The sequence below is a fragment of the Streptomyces sp. NPDC044106 genome (assembly GCF_056433985.1).
This window is the reverse complement of the sequence record NZ_JBWKFZ010000020.1, coordinates 92,867-107,235: the sequence shown is the minus strand read 5'-3', so window position 1 is coordinate 107,235 and position 14,369 is coordinate 92,867. Positions and strand designations below refer to the sequence as shown.

Sequence of the window (14,369 nt, the reverse complement as noted above, 5' to 3'; positions counted from 1 at the left end):
CCCGGCCGCCGGAAGGGAAACCATGCTGACCACCGAGGACCACCAGAGGTCGCTGCCGTACCCGGTGCCCGCGACGCGGGAGCGGTCAGCGGCGCCGGCCCCGGACGCGGGGGGCGGTGGCCCGACCCTTCAGCGTAGCCTCGGCAACGGCTACCTACAGCGTGCCGCCGCGGAGGGCTGGGGGACGGGCGAGTGGGACGAGGGCGACGGCATGAGCCCCGCCGCGCCGTGTGGTTGCGGGGGCGGCTGCGGGCCGAGTGGGGCCGCGCAGCCCAAGCTGACCGTCGGCCCGGCCGGTGACGCGTACGAGCGGGAAGCCGATCGGATCGCCGAGCGCATCACCGAGTCGCCGGGTGCGCAAGGGGGGACGCCCCTCGTGCGCCGACGCGTGTCGGCGGACGCGGGCGCGCCGGGCGACACCGTGGCGCCGACCACCGGTGGCCAACCGCTGTCGGCCTCCACCCGCGCGTTCATGGAGCCGCGCTTCGGCCACGACTTCGGCCGTGTACGCGTCCACGCCGACGCAGACGCCGCCGCGTCGGCACGTGCGGTGCACGCCGACGCGTACACCCTCGGCCACCACCTGGTCTTCGGCGCCGGACAGTACGCGCCACAGACCAGCCAGGGACAACGGCTACTGGCACACGAACTGACCCACGTGGTGCAGCAGACGGGCGGCACGGGCCCGGGCCCGGCCGGGAGCGACTCCCCGGCCGCCGGAGGGCCGAGCGCGACGGCCCCCGTCGTCCAGCGCAAGGTCACCGCGGACGGCGTCCAGGAAGCCCGGCCCCGTTACAGCTACTCCACGCACTGCGGATGGGTCGACTGGGGCCACGTCCGGCCGGACGCGGCCGAGCTTCTGATCAGCCAGGTGCGGGCGGCGTCCGCGGTGCTGAGCGCGGAAGAGGCCGGGCGCTCCGGGCAGCCCGGCCACCACGCGGTACGGCGCGACGAGCCGGGAGTCGGCGTGTACGAGGACTGCCCGGGGCAGTACGCGCCCGGCGAGCGCGCCGCTTCGGCCCGCCCGCGGGCGCCGCTGTCCGAGCGCACGCAGTTCCCGCACCACACGGAGACCGACCTGTACGGCTTCGAGGTCGGGCAGTCCGACGCCGCGCTGTTCGCGGGCGCCCTCTCCCCGATCGCCGCGGAACTCGCCGCCGACCCCAAGGCATCGGGGGAGATCTACGGATTCTCGGACTGCATGGGCGTGGAGCGCGCCAACGTGGACCTGCGGGCGGCCAGGGCGCTGGCCGTGCTCCGGATGTTCCCCGAGGAGCTGCAGAAGCGCTTCACGGCGACGACGTTCGCCGGCGCGCAGCAGTACCTGGCGAGCAACACCCACGAGGAAGGGCGGCGCCGCAACCGTGCCGTCACGATAAAGATCCTCCGCCCGCTGCCCGCGGAGATCGTCATCGCCACGCAGCGGAGCGCGTTCCACGGGGTGACGGTCAATGCCGCGAGCGTGATGGCGAAGATCCTCCAACCGCTCACGCCCGACCAGGTGTTGCGCGTGTCCCTGGCGATCTTCATGGCCGTCTCCACGGTGTTCGAGGAGACGCAGGGCTCGACGGACTTCCTCACCGGCTCGTCGTTCTCCGAGGAGGACCTGCCGTCCAACCTCATCAGCTTCTACGTCGCGGCCAACCACCTGAGCTACCGGACGGACGTGGAGAAGATCTGCGACGTCTGGGGCCCCACCCGTTCCATGGCCGCGTTCCGCGGCTACACCTTCGGCCGGACGCGGTACACCTTCAAACAGACGCGGCTGCCGGCCGGCGGGGCCTGGCCGACGCAGTTCGACGCGATCCAGCCAGAACCGCCCGGGCGGCTGTGGCAGATGGGGCCGATGACGCTGATCGCGCCGGGGAGCGTGCAGTACGTGCCGTGAAGCGCGGGGTCAGCGAGGCGCCCGTGCAATCGGACCTGCTCTTTCGCCACCCCGGACATGGCCCTGGCCGACACGCGACCCGCACCGGCATCCCCTGGCGCTACCTCCCGCACGGCTGTCCGCACTGCAACACGGTCTACCAGTACTTCGCCCGCTGGGAGAGGGGCGGCATCGACCTCGAAATCGTCCGCCGCACCCCCGGCTTCACCGTGCCCTGATGACCCGCCGCCTCACCTGTCGTCCCGTAGCGCAAGCGGCGAGGCGCGAAGACAAGCTCTGAGCGCTGATTCTTCGACCGCAGCTTCACAACTACCCACCGGTGGTGCCCTCGTCGTCCGGCTTGGTGGGCAGGGTGGGCCGGGGGCCCTCGTCGGGCAGCATCACCAGGCGGACGGCCATGGTCCGTGCGCCGGGCGGATGGTCGCCGGGCTCGGTCGCGTACTTGCGCAGCAGTGTGTGGTACTCCTCGATGAACGAGGCGACCTGCTCCTTCGTCATCCGCAGCCCGGCACGCTGGATCCGGTTCCAGCCCGCCGAGGAGTCGTACCCGGCGTAGGCGCTCACGACCAGGTTGAGGTCGTGGGTCATCTTGAGGACGCCGATCTTCACCGCGGCCTCGCGTTCGTCCGCCGTCATCTCCAGGCCCGGTGGCGTGAAGATGTCGGTCATCAGCGACCTCCACCAGCGCTCCCGGCCGGTGGACCGCTCCTCGATCTCCGCGATCAGCTTGAGCTCGGCGAGCTTGCGCAGGTGGTAGCTGGTGGTGCCGGTGCTCTCGCCGAGCGCTTTGGCGACGCTGGTCGAGTTCGCCTCGCCGTGCTCTCCGAGGTAGCTCAGGATGTCGCGGCGCACCGGGTTGGACAGTGCCTTGTAGAAGGCCTTGAGGTCCTGGCCGGTGAGCACTCTCGTCTTGGGCCGCTCAACCATGCCGCCAGCGTACTGCAGAGGTTTTCTGCAAAGGTCGCGGACGGCGCTTCGGCAGATTGCAGAGACTGTTTGCAGAACTTCTCTGCAGTGGCTACGTTGGGTCGCAGGACGGCGCCGCCGGGCGCCTGTGGAGACGGGGGTCGACGTGCGGGGAAATCTGGATGACCGGACGCGGGACGAGATCGACGACCAGGTCGCGGAGGCGTTCGACGCCTGTCTGGCCGACCGGCTCGCCGAACCGGGGCCGCTGCGCGGAGCACTCGCGTCGCGGCGAGGCGCCGGGGTGGTGCTGGGAACGGTCGGCGCGGGAGCCCTCGCCACGGCGCTGGCGCCGACCGGGGGCGCCGTCCTGTACTGGATCTGGGGCGTGATCGCGGTGGTCGACCTCGCCTGGTTCCGGGTCGCTCGCTGCCGTTGACGGGCTGGGGCCTCACCGTCTTCGGGCGCCGGAGTCGGTCCCGGCCGGTGCGCGGGCGGTGTGCCGCGCACCGACCGGCCCCGGATCACGCGGAGTCGACGCCTCCGGTGCAGGCGGCACCCGGTTCGGGAGTCTGCGCGCCCTGCACGTACTTGCTGAAGAACTCCGCGACCCGCGGGTCCTTCGCGCTGTCGACGGTGAGCTGGTGGCCCCAGGCCGACAGCATGATCGGGCTCCGCTGCTTCCCCAGCGGACTCATCAGGCTGTACGTGGTCCTTGAGACGTTGTCAGCCAGCTTCTTGACGTCGGCCGCGGGCGCCTTGTCGTTGTACGTGACCCAGACCGCGCCGTGTTCGAGGGAGTGCACGGCGTTCTCGTTCGGTATCTCCTTGTCGTAGACGCTGGCGTCGCACGTCATCCACGCCTGATGGTGGTTGCCGCCGACCGGCGGTGTCATCGGGTAGGCGACGGCCTTGGTCACGTGATCACGGCCCAGCTTCTCCACGTCCCACGTCTTCTCGCCCCGCACGGGCTTCTTCGCGGCGGCGGAGTTGCGCTGCTCCTTGTCGTCGGCGCTGTCGAGGGCGTACGCGCCGAAGCCGATGAGACCGGCCACGATGACGGCGCTCACCGTGCCGGTGATGATGCGGCTGCGCCGCTCGCGGGCCTGTTCGGCGCGGCGCATCGCCTCGACGCGGGCCTGGCGCTCGGCGGCGGCCGCCTTCTTGCCCGGTCTGTTGCCGGGCTTCGCGGCCTGCTTGCTGTTCGACGGTCCGGCGTTCGTGTTGCTGCCCGGCTTGCGGGACTTGGCCTTGGCCATGGCTCTTCCTGTCCCCGCCGCACGCGGGGCGCGGCGGTGGTGGCGGGTCCGGTGGATTCCGGGCGAGCGGGGCAGGCCGCATACGCGGAGTGCCCCGCTGCCTGGGTCCGCCTAGATCCGCTGCACCTGGAGCATGTGCAGATCGGGGGAGCCGCGGTTCGAGGGGCGCTCGACCGCGACGCCGGGAGCCGGGAGCGTCCGCGGGGGAGGGGCGTGCTTCGGCAGGGTGGGCAGCGAGGGGCCGGCCGGGTTGAGCACCGCTCGTACGTCATGAGCGGTGGGCCCGCAATGCCGGTCGGCCGGCGGGCAGTCGGCGTCGTCCACGGAGGCCGTACCGGTGTGGAGGGAGACGGCGTCCGTGGTGGCCGCGGCGTGTCCGGCGATCCGGTGGCCCTCGTCGAGCGCGACGGCGCCGGGGCACAGGAGCAACGTGAGGACCAGTGAGACGAACGCGACGGCCGACGCGGCCCGGCACCAGGCGTGCCGGGCGGCTCCGGTCCACCGCGTCTGTCTCATCGCAGCGCATCGTAGCGATCGTCGGGCGGGGCGCCGACGGGCACCCCGGTCCGCCGGCCGGGCCGGGTGCCCGCCGGTCAGGCCGGACCCTGACGGGCACCCCGCTCCGCCGCACGTGCGGCACGCTCCACCCGGTTCCTGTGCTCCTCCCGCCAGGTCGGTTCGGGCGGCATGTTGTCGCCGCCCTCCCTGAGCCCGGCGGTGCCGTCTATCAACTCCCGTACGACATCGGCGTGTCCGGCGTGCCGGTCGGTCTCGGCGATCATGTGGACGAGGATGCGGTGCAGCGTCAGCCCGGGTCCTTCGCCGCCCGGCAAGTGGCCGACCGTGTCGAGACCCAGCGTCTCGATGGTGTCGTCGGAGTGCTCCCACACCTTCCGGTAGAGCCCGACGATCTGCTCCCGCGTCTCGTCGGCGGTCGCCCACAGATCCGAGTTCGTCTCGGCGTCGCCCGTGATCCAGAGCCCAGGCGCGGTGAAGGGCCGGCCGAACGTGGCCCCGAAGTACAGCGCTTCGGCGCCGGTCAGGTGCTTGACCAGGCCCAGCAGGTTGGTGCCCGTGGGTGTGAGGGGGCGGCGTACGTCGTACTCCGGGAGCCCGTCGAGTTTCCAGAGCAGGACGTCGCGGGCGTCCTGCAGGTAGAGGCGGAGGTCGGCTTTGAAGTCTGCGGTGGTCATGAGAGGCAGTCTGCCGTTCGCATGATCGCCGGTCGCCTCCATTTCTTGAGGGGGAGAGGCGTGCGGCGGTCGGCCGAGTCGTTCGGCCCCGGGTGCGGCCCGCCGTCGCGCGTGGCGGATCATGGCGTGGTGACGACGGAACGGACCGACAAGCCCGCCGACGGAGCGCCGCCCGGCGTGCCCGCCCCCACCGCCCGGCCCGGCTCCGCCGATGGGCTCACGCCCTATCAGGCCGCCCTGCGGGACCGCATGCTGTCCGCGCCGGTGGTACCGGCACCGGCACCCTGGCGTACGGTCATCGACCCCTGTGCCGCCGTCGGCGGGCTGCTCGGCATCGGCTTCGCGTCCGACCCCGGCACCGGCCACGACCTGGTCATGGTCGTGTCGAGCGACGGTCACGGGCTCTTCGACGCCGTCACCGGCGAGAAGATCGCACGGGACCGGGACCCCGCCCCCGAGGTCAGCACCCCGGACGGGGCGGCCGACCTCACCTGCCCCGGACTCGGCCCGGTCGCCGGGCGGCGCGTCCACATCGCGGGGCTGCACGGCGGAGGCCTGCACACGACCACCGCCGACGGCTGGACCCTCGAAGTCGTCGCCCCTGACTGGCCGCACCACCGGGTCCTGCTCTCCGGCGACGGCGGCATGCCCCACCGCGGGCCCCACGGCGAGCGGTGGTGGCACGTCTTCCACTCGAGGTACTCGGAACTGCGGACCATCGGCTTCTCCCCGTCGGGTCAGACCCTCGCCGTCGCCACCAGCAGCGACTTGACCCTGTGGACCAGGCAGCCACCCGCGCCGGACGGGACGGCCTGAGGTGACGTGAAGTGACGTGAATTGCGGGGCGGTACGCGACCGGGGCCGCCCGGTGAGCCGTCGGGCGGGGGCGGCGGTCAGGGGCGGCGGTCAGGGGCGGGCCGCGGTGACCAGCAGCGCTACGCCCCGCAGCCGCAGCCCGCTCTCCTCCTCGTGCGGGCGCAGGAGTTGCGTCATCCGCTGGCGTGCGAGCTCCGCGGTCGCGGGGGACACCTGGCCGGTGAGGTGGCGTCCGGGGCCCGAGCCGAGGAGGAAGTCGGTGGCGTCGGCGGCGTCCTGCCCCCACGTCCCGTACGTCTCCACGCGCGCCGCCTCGACGTCCGTGAACCCGGCGGCCGACAGGATGTCGCAGGTCTTGTCGGCCTGCGCGAGGGAGAACATGCCGGGCCCGCCGGGCGTGCCGAAACCGTCTATCGGCAGGAGCTCGCGCAGCTGACCGAAGGCCCGCAGCCACTCGTTCTCCTGCGGGTGGCCGCCACAGATGAACGCCGCCCGGCCGCCCGGACGCAGCGCCCGGGCGATGTTGCCGAATCCCGCCACCGGGTCCGCGAAGAACATCACGCCGAAGCGGCTGACCGCGACGTCGTACGCGGCCGGTTCCAAGGGGTGGACCTGGGCGTCACCCTGCTCGAAGGAGACGTTGCCGAGCCCTTCCCGCTCCGCCGTGTGCCGCGCCCGCGCCAGCATCGGCTTCGAGAGGTCGAGGCCCAGGGCGTGACCGGCGCTCGCCCGGCGCGCGGCCAGTCTGGTCAGCTGCCCGGTGCCGCAGCCTACGTCCAGGACCCGCTCGTCCTCCTGGATCGAAGCGGCTGTCAGGAGAGCGGAGTTGAAGCCGCCGTTGACCTCGTCCCAGCGGTCCTGGTGGTCGGCCCAGTGCTCCCCTTCGTAACCGTTCCACGCCTGCGCCTGCTCGGTGTTGACGATCTCCCGCACTCCGTGCCCCCCTGATGCCCTCGCGGATGGGGCGCCCGACACCGTTAGTATGGGCGCTCGCCCAAACAGTATGGGCGAGCGCCCTTTCTGGCAATGGCCTTGCGAGGACGCCCGGTTGCGCAGGAGGAGAAGCCATGTCACCCCGCGGAGTCGCGATCCCCGACCTGCGCGAGCGGCTCTTCGGCGCCGCCGAGCGGATCGTCGCCCGCGAGGGCGCGGCGGGCCTCACCAGCCGCGCGGTCACCGGCGAGGCGGGCTGCGCCAAAGGGGTGCTGCACACGCACTTCGGCGGGGTGGACGAGTTCGTCGCGGAACTCGTCCTCGACCGGTTCGCGCGCGCCGCGGCGGCGGCCGAGGGGCTCGCCGAACGGGCGGGGCAGGACGGCGTGGCGGCGAACCTGGCGGCAGTCGCGCTCGGCCTCCTCGACGCGCTCGACCCCGGGATCGTGGGCCTGGCCATGAGCAGCCACGCCACCTCCCGCCGGATCCGCGAGGCGCTGGCCGCGGGCGCGCCGGGCTTCGCCGCGATCCAGGACGAGCTCACCGCGTACCTGGACGCGGAGCTGCGCCTCGGCCGCCTGCCGGACGGCACGGACACCGCCACGACGGCGCTCGCCCTGGTCGCGACCGTCCACCACCTCCTGATGACCGGGGGATGGGCCGGTGCGCCGGCCCCCCGGGAGCAGACCGGACGGCTGATCGCCCTGCTCCTGCCGCGGTGAGAGCCTGTGTCATACCCGGCCGCCCGCTTCCGAGGCCCGGTGCCCTCAGTCGGCACAGCACGCGGCCACGGACTTCGTCAGCCGAGGACCCGCGAACCGGGTGCCGCTGACGTAGCGCAGCGCGGGACCGAAGGACGCGGCGGCCGACGGCCCGGTGAAGTGCAGCCCCGGCACGTTGGAGGAGAACCCCTTGTCCAGGATGGGGAATCCGCCGACGCGTATCAGGTCCGCGCGCAATTCGGGGGAGAGGAAGTCCAGCGCGTCGACGTGGACCCGGTAGCCGGTGGCGGCCAGGACGTGGTCGGACTCGACGGTGTGCGTACGCCCGTCGGGCGTCGTGGTCCGAAGGGCGACGCCGTTCCCGCTCGCCCGCGCCGCCGTGATGTGCCGCTCGGTGAGAACGGGCACGCTCCCCTCGAACCGCTCCCTGAGCCACCACGCCCCGCGCGGCCTCGACGTGCCCTCGGCGAGCTGGAGCCGGGCCGCCGCGGGCAGCCTCCGGAACGCGGCGGGGTGGCGGGTGAGGCCGTACAGGGACCACGACCTGCCCGCCGGGGTGCCCGGCCGCCAGTGCGGGCCGGACGACGGCCGCGCGTCGAACCGGACGCGCGGGCCGCGCGCCACCACCTGGACGTCTGCGCCCGCCTCGTGCAGCAGGGCGGCGCTCTCGAGGGCGGCCTGCCCGGCTCCGACGACGGTCACGGTGCGCCCGGCGAAGGCGTGCGGATCGGTCTGCTGCGAGCTGTGCGAGATCAGGCCGAGGGCCGAAGGGCCGCCGGACGCCGCCGCGGCGAGAGGCGCGGGCAGATGGGCGAAGCCGGTGAGGCCGGTGGCCACGATGACGGCGGCGGCCCGGACCACCTCTCCCGACGACAGCTTGACGCGGAAGCCGTCCTCGCGCCGGTCGACCATGGCCACCCGCTCGTCCTCGACGCGCGGCACCAGTCGCTCCCTGAACCACCCTCCGTACCGGAGGAACAGGCCGACGGGCACCGGGTCGTCGGCGCCGATCCTGCGCTCCCCGGCGTCGCGGATGTAGTCGTGCAGAGTGAAGCCCTCGCGCGGGGTCGCCAGCGCGGAGGCGGCGGACGGCGTCCGCAGCAGCATGCCGGCCGGCATGCGCCGGGACCAGCTCGCGACGGGCGCGCCGAAGACCCGGACGGTCAGGCCGCGCGCCCGCAGGTGTGCGGCGGCGGACAGACCGTACGGGCCCGCGCCGATGACGACGGCGGTCTTGGACATGGGGATCCCTCCTGGGCGCGGCCACGTCCGTCCTCGCGGGATGGACCGGGCGCGCCGGATTCAGCTGGGAGTGTGCGGAATCGGGCTTGCCGGGGCCGCTGCCGTCCGTGCGGCCGTGCCGCGGCGCATGCGCCGCGGCAGGGTCAGACGGCGAGCGGCGGGCGGGCCGGCGGGCCACGGCGTACGACCGTGCCCGCGAGGAGGAGGGTGAGAGGCGTCGCACGGGTCGGCCGCCCGGGGTGCGGGGCTCGGGCCGGGCGTGGCAGGACGGCCGCGCGCGGTGCGCGGGCCGGGCGCAGCACGCGCGCGAGGAAGGCGCACAGCAGGCGCAGCGTCCGCAGCAGGGAGCGGTACATCAGGCGCAGTTCGCGGCCGGAGTCGACGGCGACGGTGTGCGCGAGCCACGCGGTGAGCGGTGAGCGGGAGGGGCGGCCCGGTGAGCGGGTGGGGCGGGTCGGCAGCGGTCGGCCGCCGCGTGCGACGGAGGCGCCGCCGTCGCGCGTCCGCCGGGACCACCTGCGGGCGGCGGACCGTCCGGCACGGGCGAAGGCGGACTGCGGGGCGAGCCGCGGGGCGGGCCGTGCTGCGAGAGCGGAGTGGTCCGGCGGCGCGGTGCGGGCCGGTGAGGCGGCGCAGAGCGACAGCGCCGCGCAGACCAGGACCGCCGCGGCGACCGCCCGTACGTCCCAGGAAGGCGTCGCGCCGAAGACGAAGTGGTACGGGGCGACGGCGAGGAGGGCGCTCACCACGGAGAAGAACGCGGTCTGCGCCGTCGACTGCGGAGCCGCCTGCGACGGCCGTGCCGCAGCCCTCGGCCGTGCCGCAGCCCTCGGTCGCGCGGCGGGCACATGGCCGTCGCGCGGTCGAGGTCGGGTCGCTGCCGGTGTCGAAGTCTCCATGCCGCACCCATCATGCGGCGTGACCTCGCGGCTGTCACCCCGGTGGGGGCCGCTCGTGCCCCGAACTTGCCTTGGCCTTCCGGCAGTTGTCCCGGTGAAGGTTTCGGCGCCGTCGGTGCCCCGAGCGACCCTCGACATGGCGAGCCGGGTCCCGCAGGTCCCGGCGACCGAGAGGGAGACGAATCCGTTCGCCGCCCGCGCCGGACTCAGCCCCAGGCCCTGCTGCTCCCGACGCCCTGCGCCGGGGGCGCCCCTATGTCTTTGGTCAAGCAGTCCGGGTGCCCGTGGGGCAGTCCGGGTGCCCGTTGGGGGGGGCCGCATGGTGCGTCGCGTGTCCGTGACCGACACCCTCCGGATCGAGGAGTGATCCGAGGTGCGATAGTTGGTGCCGCATCGGGCGCATGGGCGTGCCGGCCGCAGGGGGAGAGAGTGGAGCGGATCAGCGAGGACCAGATCACACAGCTGGTCCGTTTCGTGTTTTCACGCATCCCGGACGCGGCCCCGCTCCAAGGCGAAGCCCGTCGCACGGCCATGGCCCTGCGTCTGGCCGCCTACAAGCAGATCGCGGCGGTGCGCTTCCACCGAACCTCGGCGCCTGAGCACGCGGCGAAGACCGAGCTGCACGCAGCAGCCTCATGGAACCTTCTGGTTGCCTTCGCCCAGATCTGGCACGACCACCCGGATTTCCCGGCGGACGCCGCCGTGGAGACGTTCGAGTTCGACTGCGAGTCGCCTCTCTCGACCATCGCGCACCGCAACTTGCCGTGTGAGCGATAAGCCCCACGGAACTCGGTGGGTCGCGTGCTGGTTCGATCCGGCTGCCGCGGCGCGAGGACGGGCGGCAGTGCAGAACCGCCCCGGCATGAGCGGCCTCCCGCCACGGCGGACGATCGTCTCCCACCCCGTACGGGTCACCAGAACGCGCTGTGACCCGGCGCCCCGGCCTTGAATGGACAGGTGACCGCGCCCCCCGACGACTGCCTCGCGCGCAACGAGTGGATCTGCGGTGAGTACCTGAGCACGCGCCGCCAGATCCTGCTCGACGCGGTCGTCCAGCATCTCCAGCTGACGGCCGTCTCCGTGCTGATCGCGCTGGTCGTCGCCGTGCCGCTGGCCGTGCTCGCCCGCCGCTGGGGCTGGGCCGCAGGACCGGTCCTCGCGCTCACCACCGTCCTGTACACCATCCCCTCGCTCGCGATGTTCTCGCTGCTGCTTCCGGTGTACGGGCTCTCCGCCCCGCTCGTCGTCGCGGGCCTCGTCCTCTACTCCCTCACCCTGCTCGTGCGGAACATCCTGGCCGGTCTGCGCGCCGTCCCCGAGGACACCCGGCAGGCCGCCCGCGGCATGGGGTACGGCCCGATCCGCCTGCTGCTCACCGTCGAGCTGCCGCTCGCGCTGCCCGCGGCCATGGCGGGCCTGCGCATCGCCACCGTCTCCGCGGTCTCCCTCGTCACCATCGGCGCCATCGTCGGCTTCGGCGGGCTCGGCAACCTCATCTACGCGGGCATGAACACGTACTTCAAGGCGCAGGTACTCACCGCGTCCGTGCTGTGCGTCGTCATCGCCATCGCCGCCGACCTCCTGCTGCTCGGCGTGCAGCGCGTCCTCACCCCCTGGGAAAGAGCGTCGAGGGCGGCGGGCCCGTGAAGACACTCGGCGACGCCTGGGCGTGGCTCACCGACTCCGCGCACTGGGCCGGTGACGACGGCATCTGGCACCGGCTCACCCAGCACCTCGTCCTCACCGTCGTCTGCCTCCTGCTCAGCTGCCTCATCGCCCTGCCGGTCGCCCTCGTCCTGGGCCACCTGGGCAAGGGCGGCGCGCTCGCCGTGAACATCTCCAACATCGGACGCGCGGTGCCGACCTTCGCGGTCCTCGTCCTGCTGCTCCTGACCCCGCTGGGCACCTGGGGCGAGGGACCGACCGTCGTGGCACTCGTGCTGTTCGCCGTGCCGCCGCTGCTCACCAACGCGTACGTGGGGATGCGCGGCGTCGACCGCGGCGTCGTCCAGGCGGCGCGGGGCATGGGCATGACCGGGCGGCAGATGCTGTGGCGGGTCGAACTGCCGCTCGCGCTTCCGCTGGTGCTCAGCGGGGTCCGCATCGCCGCCGTACAGCTCGTCGCCACGGCCACCATCGCCGCGCTCGCCGGAGGCGGCGGCCTCGGCCGGATCATCACGGCGGGCTTCAACCTGGCGAGCACCCCGCAGGTGGTGGCCGGCGCCGTCCTCGTGGCCGTGTTCGCGTTGCTCGTCGAGGGCGCCTTCGAGGTGGCCGAACGGTTCGGACCCGGGTGGGCGCGAGGGCGGGGGAGGGCCGGATGAGGCGGCGCGCCGAAGCGGCCGCGGCCGTCCTCCTCACGCTCGCCACCGGTTGCGCGAGCGGCCCTTCCCTGGAGAACCGGGGCGAGGTCACCGCGCCTCCGGGCGACAGCAGGCACCTCGTCGTCGGCTCCGCCGGATTCACCGAGTCCGACCTGCTCGCCCAGATGTACGCGCTGCTCCTGAACAAGGCCGGGTACAGCACGAAGATCCTCTCCGTGGCCAACCGTGAGCTCTACGAACCCGCCCTGGAGTCCGGCCAGATCGACGTGGTCCCCGAGTACGCGGCGACCTTCGCCGACTGGCTCAACGCCAAGAAGAACGGCGCCGACGCACCGCCCGCGGGCTCGCCCGACCTCGACACGACCATGAAGGCCCTGCGCCGCCTCGCCGCCCCGCGCGGCCTGAGCGTCCTCGACCCGGGCAGGGCCGTCGACCAGAACGCCTTCGCCGTCGCCGCCTCCTACGCCGAGCGGCACCGCCTCAAGAGCCTCAGCGACCTCGGCAGGTCGGGGCTGAAGGTACGCCTCGCCGCGGGCGACGAATGCGTACAGCGTCCCTACTGCGCGCCGGGCCTGAAGAAGGTGTACGGCATCGACATCACCGGCGTCGACCCCAAGGGCGTCGGCACGACCCAGGCCAAGAAGGCGGTACAGGGCGGCCAGGACCAGATGGTGCTCACCACGTCGACGGACGCGACCCTCGACGACTTCGGCCTGGTACTCCTCAAGGACGACAAGAAGCTCCAGAACGCCGACTACCTGGTGCCCGTCGTCAACCGCTCACGGGCGGGCAGCAAGGGCGTGGCCGCCGCACTGGGCCGCCTCAACCCGGTCCTGACGACCGAGGACCTGGCGTCCATGAACGAACAGGTCGACAGCTGGCGCCGCCTGCCGCAGGACGTGGCACGGACCTATCTGCAGAAGAAGGACCTGCTGTAGCGCCCCGTCAGGGGCGCGGGGAACCGCGCGACAGGCCACGGACTCCCGCAGACCGGCAACCGCCGGACCAGCGGAGCGCTCACGCGTCGGCCACCGAGTCGAACTCCACCTCCCCCCTCTCCACCCCCTGCGCGTCCGCGTCCACTGAGCGCCGCAGCGCCTCATGCAGCTTCGCCGGGGTCAGGACACCCAGAAAGCGGGCGCCGTCGAGAACGGCGACCCAGCCCGCGTCGTGCTGCAGCATCACGCCGAAGGCCTGCTTGAGCGGGGCCCCGACCGGCACCCAGGAGTTCATGCGGTGCGCCAGGTCGCCGACCGTGCCGCCGGTACCGGCCAGCGCGACCTCGTCGAGGCCGACCCAGCCGTGCAGATCGCCGTCCGCGTCCAGGACGACCGCCCACCGCGCCTCCTCTTCGCGCATCCGGGCCGCGGCCTGCGCGGCGGGTTCGTCGAGCCGGGCGATCGGCGGCGCCTCCAGGTCGTCACTGCGGATCTCGGTGACGGACAACCGCTTCAGTCCGCGGTCGGCGCCCACGAATTCGGCCACGTACGGCGTCGCGGGCGCCCCGAGCACCGCCCCCGGGGTGTCGAACTGCTCGACGCGCCCCTGCCCGTACACCGCGATGCGGTCGCCGAGCCTGACGGCCTCCTCGATGTCGTGCGTCACCAGGAGCACCGTCTTGCGGACGGCCGCCTGCATCCGCAGGAACTCCTCCTGCAACTGCTCGCGCACCACGGGGTCGACGGCGCCGAACGGTTCGTCCATCAGGAGCACCGGCGGATCGGCGGCCAGCGCCCTGGCCACGCCGACCCGCTGGCGCTGGCCGCCCGACAACTGCTCGGGGTAGCGGGACCCGAACGTCTTCGGGTCCAGGCCCACCAGGTCGAGCAACTCCGCCGCGCGCGCCCTTGCCCTGGCCTTCTTCCAGCCGATGAGGGCGGGCACGGTCGCCGTGTTGTCGAGGATGGTGCGGTGCGGGAAGAGGCCGACCTGCTGGATGACGTAGCCGATGCGGCGGCGCAGCCGGACCGGGTCGACGTCGGCGATGTTCTCGCCGTTCACGAAGATGCGGCCCGACGTCGGCTCGATGAGGCGGTTCACCATCATCATCGTCGTGGTCTTGCCGCAACCGGAGGGGCCCACGAGTGTGACCAGTTCGCCCTCGGCGACCTCGAAGGAGAGATCGTCCACGGCCGTCGTGCCGTCCGGGTAGCGCTTGGTCACCTGCTCGAACCGGATCATGCCCTC

The 14,369-nt window shown here is 73.0% G+C and carries 16 protein-coding genes and 1 pseudogene; 9 read left to right on the top strand and 8 right to left on the bottom strand.

What is annotated here, in order from left to right:
* The first annotated feature begins 22 nt into the window (after positions 1-22).
* The gene (locus tag AC07DI_RS31010) at positions 23-1,888 is read left to right on the top strand and encodes an eCIS core domain-containing protein (RefSeq protein WP_478907586.1); all 1,866 of its coding nucleotides are present in this window, start codon (positions 23-25) and stop codon (positions 1,886-1,888) included.
* Positions 1,889-1,959: 71 nt separating this feature from the next.
* A pseudogene (locus tag AC07DI_RS31005) lies at positions 1,960-2,061 on the top strand (transposase); the annotation flags it as partial.
* A 136-nt stretch (positions 2,062-2,197) separates the two neighbouring features.
* Here the strand turns inward: AC07DI_RS31005 and AC07DI_RS31000 are convergent.
* Positions 2,198-2,815: an ArsR/SmtB family transcription factor gene (locus AC07DI_RS31000; protein WP_478907584.1), complete on the bottom strand. Its 618-nt coding sequence runs from the start codon at positions 2,813-2,815 to the stop codon at positions 2,198-2,200.
* Between the two features lie 145 nt (positions 2,816-2,960).
* Between AC07DI_RS31000 and AC07DI_RS30995 the strand changes: the two genes are divergently transcribed.
* The gene (locus tag AC07DI_RS30995; RefSeq protein WP_478907582.1) at positions 2,961-3,233 is read left to right on the top strand and encodes a hypothetical protein; all 273 of its coding nucleotides are present in this window, start codon (positions 2,961-2,963) and stop codon (positions 3,231-3,233) included.
* An 85-nt stretch (positions 3,234-3,318) separates the two neighbouring features.
* On the opposite strand, the gene AC07DI_RS30990 is transcribed toward AC07DI_RS30995, so the two are convergent.
* From AC07DI_RS30990 to AC07DI_RS30980, 3 genes are all read right to left on the bottom strand, one after another.
* A complete protein-coding gene (locus AC07DI_RS30990; protein ID WP_478907639.1) occupies positions 3,319-3,918 on the bottom strand; it encodes a DUF3105 domain-containing protein in 600 nt (199 codons plus the stop codon).
* Between the two features lie 246 nt (positions 3,919-4,164).
* The gene (locus AC07DI_RS30985; RefSeq protein ID WP_478907580.1) at positions 4,165-4,569 is read right to left on the bottom strand and encodes a hypothetical protein; all 405 of its coding nucleotides are present in this window, start codon (positions 4,567-4,569) and stop codon (positions 4,165-4,167) included.
* 77 nt (positions 4,570-4,646) lie between these two features.
* A complete protein-coding gene (locus tag AC07DI_RS30980; protein WP_478907578.1) occupies positions 4,647-5,246 on the bottom strand; it encodes a DinB family protein in 600 nt (199 codons plus the stop codon).
* Between the two features lie 249 nt (positions 5,247-5,495).
* Between AC07DI_RS30980 and AC07DI_RS30975 the strand changes: the two genes are divergently transcribed.
* A complete protein-coding gene (locus tag AC07DI_RS30975; protein WP_478907637.1) occupies positions 5,496-6,062 on the top strand; it encodes a hypothetical protein in 567 nt (188 codons plus the stop codon).
* A gap of 90 nt (positions 6,063-6,152) precedes the next feature.
* On the opposite strand, the gene AC07DI_RS30970 is transcribed toward AC07DI_RS30975, so the two are convergent.
* The gene (locus tag AC07DI_RS30970) at positions 6,153-6,995 is read right to left on the bottom strand and encodes a class I SAM-dependent methyltransferase (protein ID WP_478907576.1); all 843 of its coding nucleotides are present in this window, start codon (positions 6,993-6,995) and stop codon (positions 6,153-6,155) included.
* A gap of 134 nt (positions 6,996-7,129) precedes the next feature.
* On the opposite strand from AC07DI_RS30970, the gene AC07DI_RS30965 reads away from it, so the two are divergent.
* Positions 7,130-7,717: a TetR/AcrR family transcriptional regulator gene (locus AC07DI_RS30965; RefSeq protein WP_478907574.1), complete on the top strand. Its 588-nt coding sequence runs from the start codon at positions 7,130-7,132 to the stop codon at positions 7,715-7,717.
* 45 nt (positions 7,718-7,762) lie between these two features.
* Here the strand turns inward: AC07DI_RS30965 and AC07DI_RS30960 are convergent, their stop codons facing one another.
* Both AC07DI_RS30960 and AC07DI_RS30955 read right to left on the bottom strand, forming a co-directional pair.
* On the bottom strand, positions 7,763-8,959 hold the full coding sequence (locus tag AC07DI_RS30960; RefSeq protein WP_478907572.1) for an NAD(P)-binding domain-containing protein: 1,197 nt from the start codon (positions 8,957-8,959) through the stop codon (positions 7,763-7,765).
* A gap of 143 nt (positions 8,960-9,102) precedes the next feature.
* Positions 9,103-9,858, bottom strand: a complete 756-nt coding sequence (locus AC07DI_RS30955) for a hypothetical protein (RefSeq protein WP_478907570.1) — start codon at positions 9,856-9,858, stop codon at positions 9,103-9,105.
* Between the two features lie 429 nt (positions 9,859-10,287).
* Here AC07DI_RS30955 and AC07DI_RS30950 point away from each other — a divergent pair, with 429 nt between their 5' ends.
* The 4 genes from AC07DI_RS30950 to AC07DI_RS30935 all read left to right on the top strand — a co-directional run bounded on the left by AC07DI_RS30950 (position 10,288) and on the right by AC07DI_RS30935 (position 13,120).
* Positions 10,288-10,635: a hypothetical protein gene (locus tag AC07DI_RS30950; RefSeq protein WP_384254220.1), complete on the top strand. Its 348-nt coding sequence runs from the start codon at positions 10,288-10,290 to the stop codon at positions 10,633-10,635.
* A gap of 180 nt (positions 10,636-10,815) precedes the next feature.
* Positions 10,816-11,505 carry an ABC transporter permease gene (locus tag AC07DI_RS30945; protein ID WP_384254222.1) on the top strand — a complete coding sequence of 230 codons (690 nt, stop codon included), beginning with the start codon at positions 10,816-10,818 and terminating at the stop codon, positions 11,503-11,505.
* A complete protein-coding gene (locus tag AC07DI_RS30940) occupies positions 11,502-12,182 on the top strand; it encodes an ABC transporter permease (protein ID WP_478907567.1) in 681 nt (226 codons plus the stop codon). The genes AC07DI_RS30945 and AC07DI_RS30940 overlap by 4 nt, the downstream gene beginning before the upstream one ends.
* Positions 12,179-13,120, top strand: a complete 942-nt coding sequence (locus AC07DI_RS30935; RefSeq protein WP_478907565.1) for an ABC transporter substrate-binding protein — start codon at positions 12,179-12,181, stop codon at positions 13,118-13,120. The genes AC07DI_RS30940 and AC07DI_RS30935 overlap by 4 nt, the downstream gene beginning before the upstream one ends.
* Positions 13,121-13,199: 79 nt before the next feature.
* On the opposite strand, the gene AC07DI_RS30930 is transcribed toward AC07DI_RS30935, so the two are convergent.
* A complete protein-coding gene (locus tag AC07DI_RS30930; protein ID WP_384254229.1) occupies positions 13,200-14,363 on the bottom strand; it encodes an ABC transporter ATP-binding protein in 1,164 nt (387 codons plus the stop codon).
* Positions 14,364-14,369 lie beyond the last annotated feature (6 nt).